This is a genomic window from Bacillus sp. AFS037270 (genome assembly GCF_002585305.1).
Genome location: NZ_NUNF01000038.1, coordinates 95,399 through 111,571, shown reverse-complemented (window position 1 = coordinate 111,571; position 16,173 = coordinate 95,399). Strand labels below are relative to the sequence as shown.

14 protein-coding genes are annotated in these 16,173 nt (G+C 39.1%); 13 read left to right on the top strand and 1 reads right to left on the bottom strand.

Translation table 11 applies throughout. The features are described from left to right. Positions 1–66: 66 nt before the first annotated feature. From COD92_RS19230 to COD92_RS19200, 7 genes are all read left to right on the top strand, one after another. Positions 67–1,245: a Gfo/Idh/MocA family protein gene (locus tag COD92_RS19230; protein WP_098996475.1), complete on the top strand. Its 1,179-nt coding sequence runs from the start codon at positions 67–69 to the stop codon at positions 1,243–1,245. Beyond that, entirely contained in the window at positions 1,242–2,213 is a 972-nt protein-coding gene (locus tag COD92_RS19225; RefSeq protein WP_098996474.1) for a sugar phosphate isomerase/epimerase family protein, read from the top strand. The genes COD92_RS19230 and COD92_RS19225 overlap by 4 nt, the downstream gene beginning before the upstream one ends. A 131-nt stretch (positions 2,214–2,344) precedes the next feature. Further along, positions 2,345–3,379 (top strand): zinc-dependent alcohol dehydrogenase family protein, encoded by a 1,035-nt coding sequence (locus COD92_RS19220; protein WP_098996473.1) that lies wholly within the window; start codon positions 2,345–2,347, stop codon positions 3,377–3,379. A gap of 56 nt (positions 3,380–3,435) precedes the next feature. Further along, complete coding sequence (locus COD92_RS19215; RefSeq protein ID WP_026565962.1) at positions 3,436–4,278, top strand: sugar phosphate isomerase/epimerase family protein; 843 nt, start codon at positions 3,436–3,438, stop codon at positions 4,276–4,278. 262 nt (positions 4,279–4,540) lie between these two features. Next, positions 4,541–5,719 (top strand): substrate-binding domain-containing protein, encoded by a 1,179-nt coding sequence (locus COD92_RS19210; RefSeq protein WP_098530951.1) that lies wholly within the window; start codon positions 4,541–4,543, stop codon positions 5,717–5,719. Positions 5,720–5,867: 148 nt separating this feature from the next. Further along, entirely contained in the window at positions 5,868–6,758 is an 891-nt protein-coding gene (locus COD92_RS19205; RefSeq protein ID WP_098996472.1) for an AraC family transcriptional regulator, read from the top strand. Between the two features lie 190 nt (positions 6,759–6,948). Next, positions 6,949–7,980, top strand: a complete 1,032-nt coding sequence (locus COD92_RS19200; RefSeq protein ID WP_141561125.1) for a zinc-dependent alcohol dehydrogenase — start codon at positions 6,949–6,951, stop codon at positions 7,978–7,980. 77 nt (positions 7,981–8,057) lie between these two features. Here the strand turns inward: COD92_RS19200 and COD92_RS19195 are convergent, their stop codons facing one another. Then, positions 8,058–8,867: an AraC family transcriptional regulator gene (locus COD92_RS19195; protein ID WP_098530954.1), complete on the bottom strand. Its 810-nt coding sequence runs from the start codon at positions 8,865–8,867 to the stop codon at positions 8,058–8,060. A 225-nt stretch (positions 8,868–9,092) separates the two neighbouring features. Between COD92_RS19195 and COD92_RS19190 the strand changes: the two genes are divergently transcribed. The 6 genes from COD92_RS19190 (at position 9,093) to COD92_RS19165 (ending at position 16,121) form a co-directional block, all read left to right on the top strand. Further along, positions 9,093–10,595 carry a sugar ABC transporter ATP-binding protein gene (locus tag COD92_RS19190; protein WP_098530955.1) on the top strand — a complete coding sequence of 501 codons (1,503 nt, stop codon included), beginning with the start codon at positions 9,093–9,095 and terminating at the stop codon, positions 10,593–10,595. A 283-nt stretch (positions 10,596–10,878) separates the two neighbouring features. After that, positions 10,879–11,724, top strand: coding sequence for a sugar phosphate isomerase/epimerase family protein (locus COD92_RS19185; RefSeq protein WP_098530956.1), 846 nt, complete (start codon positions 10,879–10,881; stop codon positions 11,722–11,724). A 17-nt stretch (positions 11,725–11,741) separates the two neighbouring features. Then, positions 11,742–12,590: a sugar phosphate isomerase/epimerase family protein gene (locus tag COD92_RS19180; RefSeq protein ID WP_098530957.1), complete on the top strand. Its 849-nt coding sequence runs from the start codon at positions 11,742–11,744 to the stop codon at positions 12,588–12,590. Continuing rightward, positions 12,587–14,080, top strand: coding sequence for a sugar ABC transporter ATP-binding protein (locus COD92_RS19175; RefSeq protein ID WP_098996471.1), 1,494 nt, complete (start codon positions 12,587–12,589; stop codon positions 14,078–14,080). Before COD92_RS19180 ends, COD92_RS19175 begins: the two co-directional genes overlap by 4 nt. Further along, a complete protein-coding gene (locus COD92_RS19170) occupies positions 14,055–15,071 on the top strand; it encodes an ABC transporter permease (RefSeq protein WP_098530959.1) in 1,017 nt (338 codons plus the stop codon). The genes COD92_RS19175 and COD92_RS19170 overlap by 26 nt, the downstream gene beginning before the upstream one ends. A gap of 45 nt (positions 15,072–15,116) precedes the next feature. After that, complete coding sequence (locus tag COD92_RS19165; RefSeq protein ID WP_098530960.1) at positions 15,117–16,121, top strand: sugar ABC transporter substrate-binding protein; 1,005 nt, start codon at positions 15,117–15,119, stop codon at positions 16,119–16,121. Positions 16,122–16,173: the final 52 nt, after the last annotated feature.

Genomic DNA, 16,173 nt, shown 5'->3' with positions numbered 1-16,173 from the left:
CCCTATAAGGTCTATAAATTTGCATCCTTGAACAACACGATCAACTTTTGAACAGGAGGAAGAAAGGTGAAGAAGATTAAAGTTGGTATCATTGGTACTGGTTTTATCGGGCCAACCCATATTGAAGCCATCAGAAGACTTGGCTTTGTAGAAGTAGTTGGTTTGGCAGAAACAAGTCAGGAAGCTGCTGAAAAAAAAGCAGCCGAACTTGGAATCCCGAAAGCCTATGGTGATTACCAAGAAATGCTGAAAGACAGCGAAATCCAGGTCGTGCACAACTGTACACCAAATCATCTTCATTTTGCCATCAACAAAGAGATCATTTTAGCTGGAAAGCATGTTGTCTCGGAGAAACCACTGGCTATGAACAGTGATGAATCAGCAGAATTGTTGGAGTTAGCAGAAAAGCAAGGTGTCATCCATGCGGTGAACTTTAATTACAGACAGCATGCGAGTGTACAAAACTTAAAAGCGAAAATCACTGAAGGTGATCTTGGGAAAGTGAACTTGGTTCACGGAAGCTACTTGCAGGACTGGTTATTATATGAAACAGACTACAACTGGCGTTTGGCGCCGGAAGTAGGCGGAAAGTCACGCGCAGTAGCGGACATTGGTTCCCATTGGTGTGATACCGTCCAATTTGTAACAGGCAAAAGGATTGTCGAAGTTTTTGCCGATTTAGCAACTGTTGTTCCAGTAAGAAAGAAACCGACAGGAAACGTAGCAACTTTCGGGGCACAGACGGCGGAAGATATGCAATATGATGATGTACCAATTAATACAGAAGACTATGCATCCGTGCTTGTCCGGTTTGAAGATGGATCAAGAGGCGTTTTTACGGTATCTCAAGTAAGTGCTGGACGGAAAAATCGACTAAGCTTTGAGATTAACGGAAGCAAAAGCTCGATTTTCTGGAACCAAGAAGAACCTGAGAAGCTATGGATTGGGTACCGGGATAAAGCAAATGAAGTTCTATTAGCGGATCCGGCGTTGTTTTTACCGGAGGCAAGGTCTGCTATTCATCATCCTGGAGGGCATAATGAAGGCTGGCCGGATGCATTGAAAAATATGATGTTCAATTTCTACACATTTGTTCGCGACGGCAAAAGTCTGAAAACAGACAAGCCTAATTTTGCGACATTTGCAGACGGGCACCTTTCGATGTGTATCACAGACGCAATCTTAGAAAGTAACCAGCAGCAGAAATGGGTGAAGGTTCAGGCTAGCAAGGAGGTACTTGCGTGAAATTAGGTGTATTTACCCCCTTGTATCAGAACCTGCCTTTTGAAGAAATGTTGGATAAACTGGCAGCCATGGGTGTGGAGGCCGTTGAATTGGGGACAGGGAATTATCCCGGCAATCATCACTGTAATCCGGATGAATTGCTTGAATCTCCTGAAAAAAGAAAATCATTCCTGAGAGCGCTTGAAACTAGGGGAATAACGATCAGCGGCTTAAGCTGCCACGGTAACCCGCTTCATCCAAATGTAAACATTGCTCAAGAGTCACATGACGTTTGGCGAAAAACGGTATTACTTGCAGAACTTTTGGAAGTTCCTGTTATCAATGGCTTCTCCGGCTGTCCGGGTGATCATATAAGTGCAAAAAATCCAAACTGGGTTACATGCTCATGGCCTCCGGAATATTTAGAAGTGCTGAACTGGCAATGGAACGAAGTCGTTATTCCTTATTGGAAAGAGGAAGCAAAATTCGCGAAGTTGCACGGCATTAATCAAATAGCTTTTGAGATGCACCCAGGATTTGTAGTTTATAATCCTGAAACTCTACTAAAGTTAAGGGAGCATGCCGGCGAAAACATTGGTGCAAACTTTGATCCGAGCCACCTTGTTTGGCAAGGAATTGACCCGGTCGAGGCCATCAAAAAGCTTGGCAGGGAAAATGCGATTTTCCATTTCCATGCGAAGGACACTTATTTAGATCAAGCAAATATCAAGATTAATGGTGTTTTAGATACAAAGCATTATAGCCAAATTTTAGACCGCTCTTGGACATTTAGATCAGTCGGATACGGCTCGGACGAAAAAATGTGGAAAGACATAGTAAGTGCCCTTCGAGCGGTCGGATACGATTATGTCATTTCCATCGAACATGAAGATATGCTTGCTTCCACCGACGAGGGACTAAGCAAAGCTATTACTCTCTTAAAAGGGGCCATGTTCAAGGAGAAAATTACCGAGATGTGGTGGGCTTAATTTTTTGGAAGCATGGGGACGGTTCTCTTGCTTCCAAAGGGAGGGGCTGTTCCCTCCCGCAGCTCATTTCAAGGAAATATGATAGGATAATTGTTTTTCAAAATTAATGATGAATGATTGGAGGCAGTACAATGACAATAATGAATGCTGTATTTTTTCCAGGAGATAAAAAGGTAGAGATTCGCCAGGTTGAAATTCCAACGCCTGGCCAAGGGGAAGTATTAGTTCAGTTAAAAGCATCAGCGATCTGCCGAAGCGATATGAGCTTATATTATGGAACTTCCGTTTTTGAAGGAACAAAATGCGGATGCACGGTACCAGGGCATGAACCTGCAGGAGTTATCACGGAAGTAGGAGCTGGCGTTTCCAATTACAAAGCGGGTGACAGAGTTGCTGTTTACTTAGCTCTTGGCTGTGGTGAATGTGCACATTGTAAGAGCGGCTACAAAATGTTCTGCAAAGAGTTTAAATGTATCGGCTTTGACTCTCACGGTGGTGACGCAGAGTACATGGTCGTTCCAGCTGAAAACTGTATGAGATTGCCAGATAGCATGAGTTTCGTAACGGCCGCTGTTTCAACCGACGCTGTTGGAACCCTTTATCACGCACAAAAGAGATTAGGAATTTCCGGTAGAGATTATCTCGTTATTTTTGGAATGGGTCCTATGGGCGGTGCGGGTGTGATGATCGCCAAAGGATTAGGCGCAACCGTTATTGCTGTTGATATGCTTGATGAGCGCTTGGAGCTTGCGAAGGAATTGGGTGCGGATTATACCATCAATGGTAAAACAATGAATGTTCAAGAAGAAATCGCTCGTATTACAAAGGGTCTTGGTGCAGATGCTGCGATTGATTGTTCCGGAAGCCCTTACGGTGAGAATGATGCATTAGATTGCGTGAGAGCACATGGACGTGTCGCTTTTATCGGGGAAAGTAAAGAGACGACAATCAAACCAAGTGCGCAATTAATTCGAAAACAGATTTCTGTAATGGGTTCTTGGTACTTCCCAATTCAAGAATTTGATGAAATTGCGGAGTTTATTGTTAGAAAGAATCTGCCTGTAGAAAAGTTGGTTACTCACCAATTTAAATTGGAAGAAGCGGAAACAGCTTTCCGTTTGTTTGACGAAAGAAAGACAGAAAAAGCTGTGTTTGTTTGGGAATAATCACATTGAATAACAAAAATTTGCTTTATGACTTAATTTTTGAGGAGGATCAAAAAATGAAACTTTCATTTAATACTTGGGTTTATAATTCTTTTCCATCCATGTTGCCCTTTTATCCATTGGAAGAAGTGATTAGTCGAATTGCTGCATTTGGATATGATGGAATTGAAATAGGTTGTGCGAGTCCGCATGCATGGCCTGATTATCTATCCACACAAAGACGTAAGGAAATTCTTCAGCATTTAAAAAGAAATAATCTTAATGTAGCTGCTATGCTTCCCGCACCTGGAGGAGGACCTGGAGTGAATCCAAGTTCAGCTTTGAAAGAAGAGCGTGAATTTACGATCAATCATTATAAGGAAGTCATTCGTTTAGCGCATGACTGGGAATGCCCAACTGTGATGTGGCTTGCCGGCTGGTTTGGTTTTGGTATGAACAAACAAGAAGCATGGAAGTATAGCCGCGAAGGTTTGCAAGATGTGGCAAAATATGCGAAAGACCTTGGAATCACATTAGTAGTTGAACCTCAAGCTGCTGATTGTAATTTAATTGAATCGGCAGATGATGCCCTGCAGTTGGCAGAAGAATCAGGTGAATCCAATGTGAAAGTGATGTTTGATACGTTCCATGCCCTATATCGTAATGAAGTACCGAGTGATTATGTTTATAAAATGAAAGATAAGTTGCATCATGTTCATATTTCGGATGACGATCGTTTACCGCCTGGACAAGGAACGGTAAATTGGGATTCCGTATTAAAAGCATTAAAGGAAATCGATTACAAGGGCTACCTCTCAATGGAAATTGGATTTGGTACTAGAAAAGCAGATCCTGATTGGTATGCAAAAACATCCATTGATTACTTGACAGAAAAGTTAAAAGGAATTGGATGTAAGTAATAACCTAATTGAAAAAAATATAATCGGGGCGGATGCAGGCGTTTAATTGCAACTGGTTCGCCCAGTAAATCTATTCAAATACTTAAAACCTTTTTAATAGAAAACATGATCACCTAAAGAAAAACAGTAAAAAATAATTTTTAATTAATAAAAAAATGTAATCGATTACACTCAGAGAGAGGATGTGATACATAACAACAAGTAAAATTCGATATTTTAATCAAAGTGTTAAAAAAATTCGATGCTCAATAGGGGGCTAATCATGAAAAAGTTACTGTCTATTATCACTATGATTCTATTTATTACTAGTATCGCACTTGTCGGGTGCGGGAAGGAAAGCAGCACAACTAGCAGCGGAAGCAAAGAGACAGAGAGCACTAAAACAGAAGAAACGGCAGTAGTTTCAGGTCCAATAACGATAAACCAAGATATCCCTGACCAAGAGATTTTAAGTAAAGGTCCAAGTGGGGAAGCGGCCGTTTCTGCAAAAACGTTGAAGCTTACGGAAGAAGAAGTACAAAAGATTAAAGAAGGCAAATACAAAGCGGCGATTGTTATGCACTATGCTGGTAATGACTGGGCAACAGCACAAATCAATGGCTTAAAAGCAACTTTTGCAAAGATGGGAATTAAAGTCGTAGCTGTTACTGATGCCCAGTTTAAGGCTGAAAAACAAGTATCCGACATCGAAACAGTTTTAGCTAAAAAGCCGGATATTATCGTGGGGATACCAGTAGACCCTGTTTCAACTGCATCCGCTTTTAAGAAAGCGGCAGATGCAGGAGTCAAAGTCGTGTTCATGGATAATAAACCAAAAGGATTAGAAGCCGGCAAGGATTATGTGAGCGTTGTATCTGCAGACAACTATGGCAATGGTGTTCAAGCAGCTGAAATCATGGCGAAACAGCTTGGTGGAAAAGGGAAGATCGGCGTAATCTATCATGATGCTGATTACTTTGTGACCAAACAGCGTACAGAAGCCTTTGAAAAAACAATCAAAGAAAAATATCCGAAAATCAAAATCGTTGAACGCGGCGGAATCATTGGCCCTAACGATGGGGAAAAAGTAGCATCAGGTATGCTTACCAAAAATCGTGACCTTGATGGAATGTTTGTCGTTTGGGACGTTCCAGCTGAAGGTGCATTAGCAGCAGCCCGTACTGCAGGAAAGAAAGATTTTGTCATTACGACCATTGATTTAGGGACAAACGTAGCTTTAGACATTGCATCAAATGGTTTGATTAAAGGTCTAGGTGCCCAGCTGCCATATGACCAGGGGATTTCAGAAGCAATTTTAGCCGGTTATTCTATACTTGGTAAAGAAGCACCTGCTTATGTAGCCGTTCCCGCTTTAAATGTAACGAAAGAAAATGTATTAGGTGCATGGAAACTTGTTTACCACCAAGAGGCACCAAAATCTATTCAAGGTGCAGCAAAATAACAACAGCTGAAAAAAAAAGAGGCTCAATTTTTAGAGCCTCTTTTTTTAAGAAAAACTCCTTATTTATTAAAAAGCAGTCAAAGTCTACCTTTGGTCAAAAAGGACTACTTAGTGTTATTTATAATGAAAGGAGGCATACGGCAAGGGCATGGAATACTCTGCAATTCTTTTAAATACTCCCCGGTTAATTACGATTAAAGAAATAAATGAAAAAAAAACCAATGGGGATAAAAAACATTCTGATTCTCATTTTACAGAGATTATCTATATTCAAGAGGGGTGTGTAGAATTTGTTTTTGAAAACAAACCATTTATCGTGCAAGGGGGAGATCTTATTATTCTTCATCCGTTTAGTCCTATCGAAAGAAAACCATACACGGATGAATCTTTTAAAGCGATATATTTAAATATGTCAAATCTGCATATCAATGGTAATGATAAGGGTTGGTTCACAAATTCAAATAATTTTCCTATTATTCATTTACAAGAAGAAAAAATGGAGATAAATAACTATTTAAATATTATATTAAGGGAATATCGTACCCAACATGCTGGATACCAAGATGTCATTTCTTCCATATTGCAAGCAGCTATTATTAAAATTACTCGCCTCCTGAAAAATTCAGATCACCAATCCGTTTCTTCAATATGCTTTGATGTAAAAAAATATATAGAAGAGAATTTCAGACAAGAGCTGACTTTAAACCATTTAGCCAATCTAGTTTATGTAAGCCCCTACCATTTAGCGCATATTTTTAAAGAGGAAGTGGGGATGCCTCCTATACATTATTTGATTCAGTGTCGCATAGAAGAGGCAAAACGGTTGCTGAAGCATTCTAATCTGTCTGTAAAAGAAATTGCTGCTATGATTGGATACGAAAATCCAAATTATTTTAATCTACTTTTTAAAAAGGTGACAGGGACTCCACCAGGTAAATACAGAAAAAGTGAAATTAGTTCAAAACGGGAGGCATCTCAATCGTTAGAACCCAGTATGTTTGTTGGTCGTCATGTAATAAACGCCATAACAGTAGAATAACATTTTAAAAAGGCTTCTCACTCGAGAAGCCTCTTTTGGTGTCAAATGACTATAAAAAACACATAAATCCCCAATATAGTATATAAATACATCAATATACTTAATTTTCTTATAATTTAAATTTTAATAAGATTACTATAGAAAGAAATTAACAGTAACTGGTTATGAGAAATTATGGCGGGTGATTGATTTGAGTCAAAGGATGTTGGCAGCTGTCCTTCATAAGAAGGAAGAATTAAGTTTGGAAGAAGTCCCTATCCCGGAAATTTCGGAAGATGAGGTTATAATTAGGGTGAAAAAATGCGGTATTTGCGGGACTGATCCTCATATTTTTAAGGGCCACTTCCCAGCTCCGTTTCCCCTTATTATGGGTCACGAGTTTTCGGGAGAAATCGTAAATGTAGGAAAACAGGTGAAATCTGTTGCTATTGGGGCCAAAGTTACCGCGGATATAAATATAAGTTGTAATCATTGTTATTTTTGCCGTGTTGGTCAGAAGTTACTATGTGAATCTATTAAGCAAATCGGTGTTCATGTGGACGGTGCCTTTGCAGAGTATGTAAAGGTACCGCAAGGAAATATCTATACTTTGCCAGATGAAATGGATTGGGAAAAAGCGGCTTATATAGAACCGCTTGCTTGTGCCATTCACGGTTTAGAGCGGGCCAGGATGACCATAGGCAGCTCGGTAGCGATCATTGGTGCAGGCCCTATGGGTTTGGCCTTAGGAAAGCTGGCAAAATTAAATGGGGCCGCGCAAGTCATCCTCACCGAGCTCAATCAAAGCCGGATTGAAAAGGCTAAAGCAATAGGTGTAGACCATGTCATCCATGCCGGCCAAGAAAACCCCATTGAGGCCGTAAAGGAGCTAACAGAAGGAAGAGGGGCTGATTTTGTATTTGAGGCGGTGGGATCCTCGTATACTTATAGACAGGCATTTGAAATGGTCAGACGCGGTGGAACCTTAATCGCGTATGGAGCTGCGCCGGCAGATGCTGCTATCGATATAAAGCCTTTTGATATTTTTAGTAAAGAGCTTACCATTGTGGGTTCATATGCAGGTAGCTATGGAACTTGGCAGCAGGCGATACAACTAATTAAAAATGGCCTCTTTAACCCTCATGAGATCATTACCAAAACCATTGCCTTGGAGCAAATCATCGAGGGAATAAATGAAGCTTTATACAATAAAGATGTCATTAAAATCATGGTAGGGATTTAGTCTGCATCACCCAAAAGAGGCGGCCACTTGAATATTAGTGGCAGCCTTCCCTTTATTTTAAAAACAGTAGTAGTTCGCTAGGATGATTTTTTTCTAAATTTACCTGGAGAATAACCGGTGTACTTTTTGAACAATAAGTTAAAATAATTGGCATTCGGATAACCTACTTTGGAAGCGATTTCACTTATCGGCGAATTTGTGCTTAACAGCAAGGTTTTTGCTACCTCAATTCGATAGGTAATAAGATATTGAATAGGGGCGATCCCCATTTCCTCTTTAAACGTGTGGGACAAATGGTAAGGGTTTACAAAAACTACGCTGGCTAATTCATTAAGAGAAACGTCACGGTTGTAATTTTCAGAAATATATTTTTTTACTTTTTCCGAAATAGTGGCATTTTGACTAGAATCTGTCGTGAACAAAATACGCAGGATTTTGATGATTAGGGTTTTTAAGAGCGAGGAAATGATCTCTTGAGAACCAGGATCATTATTTTTAAATTCCTCATAAATATCCTCTATGTATTTTTGAATAGTGATATGCTGCTCTTGAACGTTCAATACCGGCTTTTCATCCGAAGCTATCATAAATCCCTCTGGAAGCAGTGATAAATGTAAACCTGAAAAGGTTAAGGAGAATCCTTTCAAACTGCTATCAACACAAGAAAGGGCATCATGCTCCATATTAGGATTAATAAGGACAAGGTCACCTCTATTGACAGTAAATATTTGACCATTTACGTTAACGTTTGCTGTGCCATCCTGGATAAACAGAATTTCGGCAGACTCATGCCTATGTAATGCATTACATTTTTGCTTCCGGACTTGGCTGAGTTCAACGACCGAGGTTAAATGCGGAGTTTGTAGTAATGCTGGTAATTTTTCCATAGTACCTCCTCTGCATTTTCCCTTAAAAGGGGTTATAATAGAACTTGTCAAAAATGTGATAAAATTTAGTAATATTATTGAAAAATAAGTTAATAAATTCAATAACTATAGCAATATCCCACAAGAATCTATAGTTTTCTAACAATTAAATTAATTTTACAAGGGAGAATTTGTATTCTAAACTAGAGGAAAATCTTTGAGTTGTTTTAAGGAAGTGGTGGGAGGATGCTATTAAAACTAAATCATATCAGCAAATCCTTTTTTGATAATAAAGTCTTAAATAATATGAGCCTAGAATTAAAAGCCGGTGAAATTCATGCTCTAATTGGTGGGAATGGAGCGGGAAAATCCACTCTAATAAACATTGCATCAGGGGTGTTTAAACCGGATTGCGGAGTGATCGAAGTGAATGACAAAAAATTTCACTTTGATTGTCCTCAGAGCGCACAGCGCAAAGGCATTTCTGTTATTCATCAAATCCCTAATTTGGTCCAGGGCATGAGTGTGGCGGAAAATATTTTTCTTGGGAACCAGCCAAAAAAATTTAAATTTTTTGTGAATCATAGAAAAATGAAAATAGAAGCCAAAAGAATTCTCGACGAGCTTGGTGTCAGCATCAATCCGAAAGAAAAAGTAAGCAATATCCCAGTACGACAGCATTATTTAATATCGATCGCAAAAGCGATTGTTCAAAAATCGAAAATTCTATTTATGGATGAACCGACAGCAAATTTAACGGAGCAGGAAAGAGAAAACCTTTTTAGGATTATCAAAAAATATAAAGATCAAGGTGTTGGCATCGTCTTTATTACTCATCGATTAAACGAAATTCACGAAATATGTGACAAGGTGACGATTATTCGCGATGGAAAGCATGTGGCAACCCATCGAGTTAAAGATATCACGTTGAAAGAAATGACCAATCTAATGCTGGGTTACAATCTAAAACATTATTATCCTCCAATGATTACAACAACAGGTAAGGAATTATTGCGGGTTGAGCATGTAACCCAAAAACCTTATGTAGAAGATGTCAATCTCATCCTTCATGAAGGTGAGATTATTGGAATTGCAGGTTTAGCAGGTTCGGGGAAAACTGAACTTGCAAAGGTTATTTTTGGACAAAGTAAAAAAGATAGCGGAAGTATCTACTGGAAAAATAATGAAGTCAATTTTAAACATCCCATTCATGCTGTCCATAACCGATTTGGCTATGTTAATGACGATCGCTTAACATCAGGATTATTTATGAATATGAGTGTAGCCAATAACATGACTATTGCCAGTTTGGAAACGCAAAACATTTTAAAATTGGTTAATCGGAATATTGAGGCGGATCAGACCCTTGAAAAAGTGATTGATCTTAATATCAAGGTGGATCATATTGATCAAAATATTCAATATTTAAGCGGCGGAAATCAACAAAAAGTGATGCTGGGCAGATGGCTTATCACGGAAAGTGATCTATATATTTTAGATGAACCGACCACAGGTATGGATATTGGCAGCAGGACGGAAATCTATCTTAAAATCCATGAGCTGGCACAAGAAGGAAAAGGAGTTATCGTTATCTCCTCGGATACAACGGAACTGCTTGGGCTTTGTAACCGCATTTTGGTTATGTACAGGGGAAGAATAGTTGCTAACCTTAAGAATGACAATATCACTGAAGAAGATATCATTCACCATATGAATGGAGTGAGCCCATGTGTGAAGACATCTTCATAATTTACTAATTTAAGATCATACAGCCTCCTGCATCAGGCGGCTTATGATCTTTTTTTGCTATTAGTACAGAAATAAAGATTGAAAATACAAAATATTTTAACAACCGCAAGATTGTGAACTTTTGACTCAATATTGTTAATTGTTTGAAAGCATGAATCAAAGTAACATTAGAGACAAGAAATCTTACAAACCAGTTGATAAACAACAGTATTTCATACTCTATAAGTTGTTTACTAGCTGCTTTTAAAAGATTTATATTAAAAAATTTCTAGGGGGATTTGGCATGTTTAAGTACAGTTTTGATTCACTAGTTTACTTTGGAGAAGATGTTGAGAAAAGTATTGAGCGCGTAGCAAAGTTCGGTTATGACGCTATTGAATTGGTAGGCGAGCCAGATGCTTATGATACAAAAAGAGTACGCAATCTTGTAAGCGATTACGGAATCACTGTTGGTTCCATTTGCTCGATTTATAATGCAGAAAGAGACCTAGCTCATCCGGATCCAAATAAACGCAGACAGGCAATTGATTATGTTAAACGAGTAGCAGATATGTCGGCTGAAGTAGAATGTCCAGTCATGATCGTAGCCCCAACGGCAAATGGTAAAACGGCATCACTAACTGATTTTGATGATGAAGTGAAATGGGCGATTGAAGGCATTCGTGAAGGCGCAGAATATGCAGCCAAATTAAATGTTAACCTTTGTATCGAAGCGTGGAACCGCTATGAAACGTACATGCTGAATCGATTAGATCAAGCAATGGATATGTGGAAAGAAGTAAACCTTCCAAACGTGGGAATCATGGGCGATCTATTCCACATGAATATTGAGGAAGATAATATTGCAGAAGCGATTCGTAAAAGCGGAGATGCATTAATCCACATTCATTTTGCTGATAGCAATCGTAAGGCACCTGGACTTGGCCAAATTGATTTTGTTCCGGCCTTACAAGCATTAAAGGATATTGATTACAAAGGACATATCACTTTTGAAATTTTACCGGCTGCTGCTGATCCGTTTGGAGTTATGAAAAAAGGCGGCGGATTAGAATTCTTCGATGACTATACAAAAAAATCAATTGATCATATTAAATCACTAGAAAAATCCCTTTTCGCAAACACAAAATAAGAAGGAGAGGAAGAAGAATGAAATTTGGTGCTAGTACGTTTATTTGGGTCTCTCCCTTTTCCAACCAAACCTTGAATTTAATTGATAAAGTAAAGAATATTGGATTTGATTATCTTGAAATTTGTATTGAAGACCCAGAAACCATTGATGTTGCTGCAATTCGTAATCATTTAGATAAAACGGGTGTTGAAGCGTTAGTGTGCGGGGCATTTGGACCAAACCGGGACATCAGCTCTGAGGATGTGGCGATACGTGAACAAGGCATTGAATATATTAAAACTTGTATCGATATTGCCGCCGAACTCGGTTCACCATTAGTGTCCGGACCAATGTATTCTGCTACAGGCAAAACGCGCTTACTTACACCTGAGGAAAAAGAACAACAATGGGCTTGGGCAGCAGAAAACATGAAAATAGTTGCCGATTATGCAGCTGAAAAGAATATTAGATTAGCAGTTGAAATTTTAAATAGATTTGAAACCGATTTTATTAATACAGTTCAGCAAGGCTTAGACTTTTTGGATTTAGTGGATTGTGATAATGTTGGATTTTTATTGGATACATTCCATATGAATCTTGAAGAAAAAGATATTGCAGAAGCGATTAAACTGGCTGGCAGCAAAATTTTCAATTTCCATTCATGTGAAAATGACAGAGGTACGCCAGGAACAGGACATATTCCATGGAATGAGGTATTCCAGGCATTGAAAGAAATATCCTATGATGGACCGGTTGTTATTGAATCATTTACAACTGAAATCAAAGAAATCGCCCGCGCTGTTTCACAATGGAGACCGTTAGCACCTTCTCAAGACTCTCTGGGTGAAGAAGGATTACAATTTCTCAAAAAGGCTGTATTAGTATGATTAATACCCTGCAGCTGAGAAACATCAGTAAATCGTTTTCAGGGGTGAAAGCCTTAACCGATGTGAGCTTTACCATTTATGGCGGGCAAGTTCAATGTTTAGTAGGAGAAAACGGGGCAGGAAAATCAACCATTATTAAAATCTTGGCCGGCTTTTATAAGCCGGACCAAGGTGGTGAAATTGTCATCGATAATGAGCCTGTTGCTTTTTCCAATCCGAGAGATTCCCAAAATCATGGAATTGCGGTTATCCATCAGGAATTACTTCTCGTTCCGCATTTAACGGTTGCTGAAAATATTTCATTGGGACATTGGCCGAAAAATAGCCGGAAAATGGTCAATTGGAAGGACGTAGAGAAACGGGCAGAAGAGGCATTGAAAATGCTGGGAGCGAATATTGATCCAAATGCGATTGTGTCTACCTTATCTACTGGTGAACAACAGTTAGTAGAAATTGCCCGTTCTCTTTCAAGGGAAACACGAGTGCTAATTTTGGATGAGCCAACTGCTTCTCTTTCCGAATCCGAAACACAGCGTCTGATGCAAATCGTTAAAAATTTGCGGGATAAAGGCATGGCCATTATGTATGTTTCCCATCGTTTAGAAGAAGTATTTGAACTGGCGGACATGATCACCGTATTTAGAGACGGGAAATTAGTTCAATCCGCAACGAAAAAAGAAATTACTCCAAACAATATTGTTCGATTAATGGTAGGAAGAGATGTTTCCCTGGAACGAACAAGAAAGCCGGTTCATGGCAAAAAAGTGCTTGAAGTACGGAATTTAACGCGTAAAGGTGCAATTGAAAATATATCCTTTGACTTACATGAAGGTGAAATCCTAGGTGTAGGCGGGCTTGTCGGAGCGGGAAGGACAGAAATATTTAGATGTTTGTTCGGTGTCGATCCGATTGATACAGGTGAGGTCATCATCAAGGGGCAAAAGGTGAATATCAAAAGCCCGCAGGATGCCATCAAACATGGTATCGGTTTTGTTACCGAAGATCGAAAGACACAGGGCTTAGTGTTAAATGCCAGTGTGAAGGATAATGCCACCATATCTATCTTAAATAATATTAAGAGATTTGGCTTTATCGATCAAAACCGTGAAAAGGAAATTGTTCAAAGCTATAAAGAACAACTTCGAATTAAGACACCAAGTCTGGAAACGGCTGTAAATTCCTTAAGTGGAGGAAACCAGCAGAAGGTTGTTTTGGCTCGTTGGCTGGCCACTCATCCGAAAATTCTACTTCTTGATGAACCAACCCGTGGAGTGGATGTAGGGGCAAGAGCAGAAATCCAAGCCATGATTGAAAATCTTGTTGCGCAGGGCTTAGCAATAATTATTATTTCTTCTGATCTTATGGAACTATTAGCATTAAGCGATAGAATTATCGTTATGAGAGAAGGAAGAAATGTTGCAGAACTTAAAGATGACAAGATTACGAAGGAAGAGGTGATTAAGTTTGCAACAGGAGCAGACGCAAGTTAATAGAAAGATTGAATTGGTATCTTCGAAGGACAAAACACAGGGACGAAAAAAACTTAAACAGTATTTAGGAAGTCTTGGACTTTTAATTGTCATTGTTGCCTTCGGTATTGTACTCAGCTTTATGTCACCCGTTTTTCTTACAAAAACGAACCTTATTAATTTATTAATGCAGTCGACGATTCTTGTCACATTAGCTCTAGGAGTAACGTTTGTCATTATAACAGGCGGTATTGATTTATCGGTGGGGGCCATAATGGCGGTATCTTCTGCCCTTGGTTTAGGTTTAATTGTTTATAATGGTGTACCAGTAATTGTAGGCGTTTTCATCATGGTATTAATTGGGGCAGTGTTTGGATTGATCAATGGACTATTTATTACAAAATTACAATTATCTCCATTAATTGTCACACTGGGTACGATGGGTATTGCCAGAGGGATCGTGCTAATTTATACAAACAGCGCGAATATCGATCCGGTTCCAGATAGCTTTGTTTCTTTAGCTACAGGAAGTCTTTTCTCGATTCCATATTTAATCCTTCTGGTAGCGGTATTCGCAATTATAGCCCATATTATTTTGAAAAATACGGTATTTGGAAGATCGGTATATGCAAGCGGAGGGAATGAATTGGCTGCACGACTTTCAGGAGTCCGGACCAAGACCATTATTACCTTAACATATGTGATATCTGGTGTAACAGCTGCAATTGGGGGACTACTATTATCCGCTCGTTTGGAATCAGTGGGTCCTACTGCTGGAACAGGTCTTGAATTAACCGTTATTGCAGCCGTTGTTATTGGAGGAACTAGTCTTTTCGGCGGCCAAGGAAATATATTAGGAACCATTCTGGGTGTCATTTTAATCTCATTGGTATCAAATGCGATCAACCTGCTTTCCGTTCCGCCTGCTTGGGATTCACTTGTTCAAGGCAGCGTGATCTTGGTAGCAGCATTGCTGGATGTCTATCGTCGAAAGTTTTTAAAAAGTGCTTAAACACAGAGGATGGGAAAAATTATTCACATTAAAGGGGTGTTTTAATTGAAATTTGTTAAAGGTCTTCTATTATTCGCTTTAATGTTTAGTCTGTTGGTAGGTTGCAGCTCTAATAATCAATCATCAAGCGGTTCTGAAAAAACAGCTGCTTCTAGTGAAAAAAATGATGGGAAAAAGAAAATTGCCGTATTATTGTGGAGCCGTGGTTTTGAATTTATGGTTGCGTTAGACCAGGGAATTAGAGCGGAAGCAAAAAAACAGGGCGTTGATGTTGAAGTACTTGATGGCCAATCAAGCAGTCAAACCCAGTTAAGACAAATTGAAGACAATATTGCAAAGAAAGTTGACTTAATCATTTTATCACCTGCCAACTCTGATGAATTGGTTCCAGGTGTCAAAAAAGCAAATCAAGCTGGTATTCCTGTCGTTACGGTAGATGCTGTTGTTTCAAAGGGCGCTGATGTTGTGAGCAGTATAGCTTTTAACAATGAAGAAGCAGGAAAAATGGCCGCTAAATACATTATGGATACATTAGGAAAAGGTTCTGTATTAGAACTGACGGGTGCACCAGGAACCTATCACGCGATTTTAAGAGGCGGCGGTTTTGATAAAGGAATGGGACAGTCTTCAGATTTTAAACTTTCTACAAAAAATGCTGAATGGTCTGCAGAAAAATCTCAAGGCATTACAGCTGATTCTTTAACAGCAAATCCAAAGATCAACGCCATCTTTACTCATAACGATGATATGCAGCGCGGAGTTCTAAGCGGTCTAAGACAAATTTCTAAAACCAGCAAGGTAGGCGAAAAAGGACATATTGTGCTTGTAGGTGTTGACGGAACTCCGCAGGCATTGAAACGAATTAAAAATGGTGAACAAGATGCCACTATTAATCAGGATCCATTTGAAATGGGTGCGTTAGCTGTTAAAACGGCTGTCGATCATCTTAATGGAAAAGAAGTTCCAAAAATGCAATACACTCCACCAACTTTAGTCACAAAAGAAAATGCAGACGATCCAAATCTTTGGGGGAATAAATTTAAAAAATGATAAAGAAAAGGGTGATAATTTATCACCCTTTTCAATTAAAAAATAACATTTT

What these genes read in the sequence shown, in the direction of transcription:
- COD92_RS19220 (WP_098996473.1), top strand. Translation starts at nt 2,345, where the DNA reads ATGACAATAATGAATGCTGTATTTTTTCCAGGAGATAAAAAGGTAGAG.
- COD92_RS19215 (WP_026565962.1), top strand. Translation starts at nt 3,436, where the DNA reads ATGAAACTTTCATTTAATACTTGGGTTTATAATTCTTTTCCATCCATG.
- COD92_RS19210 (WP_098530951.1), top strand. Translation starts at nt 4,541, where the DNA reads ATGAAAAAGTTACTGTCTATTATCACTATGATTCTATTTATTACTAGT.
- COD92_RS19205 (WP_098996472.1), top strand. Translation starts at nt 5,868, where the DNA reads ATGGAATACTCTGCAATTCTTTTAAATACTCCCCGGTTAATTACGATT.
- COD92_RS19195 (WP_098530954.1), bottom strand. Translation starts at nt 8,867, where the DNA reads ATGGAAAAATTACCAGCATTACTACAAACTCCGCATTTAACCTCGGTC.
- COD92_RS19190 (WP_098530955.1), top strand. Translation starts at nt 9,093, where the DNA reads ATGCTATTAAAACTAAATCATATCAGCAAATCCTTTTTTGATAATAAA.
- COD92_RS19185 (WP_098530956.1), top strand. Translation starts at nt 10,879, where the DNA reads ATGTTTAAGTACAGTTTTGATTCACTAGTTTACTTTGGAGAAGATGTT.
- COD92_RS19180 (WP_098530957.1), top strand. Translation starts at nt 11,742, where the DNA reads ATGAAATTTGGTGCTAGTACGTTTATTTGGGTCTCTCCCTTTTCCAAC.
- COD92_RS19175 (WP_098996471.1), top strand. Translation starts at nt 12,587, where the DNA reads ATGATTAATACCCTGCAGCTGAGAAACATCAGTAAATCGTTTTCAGGG.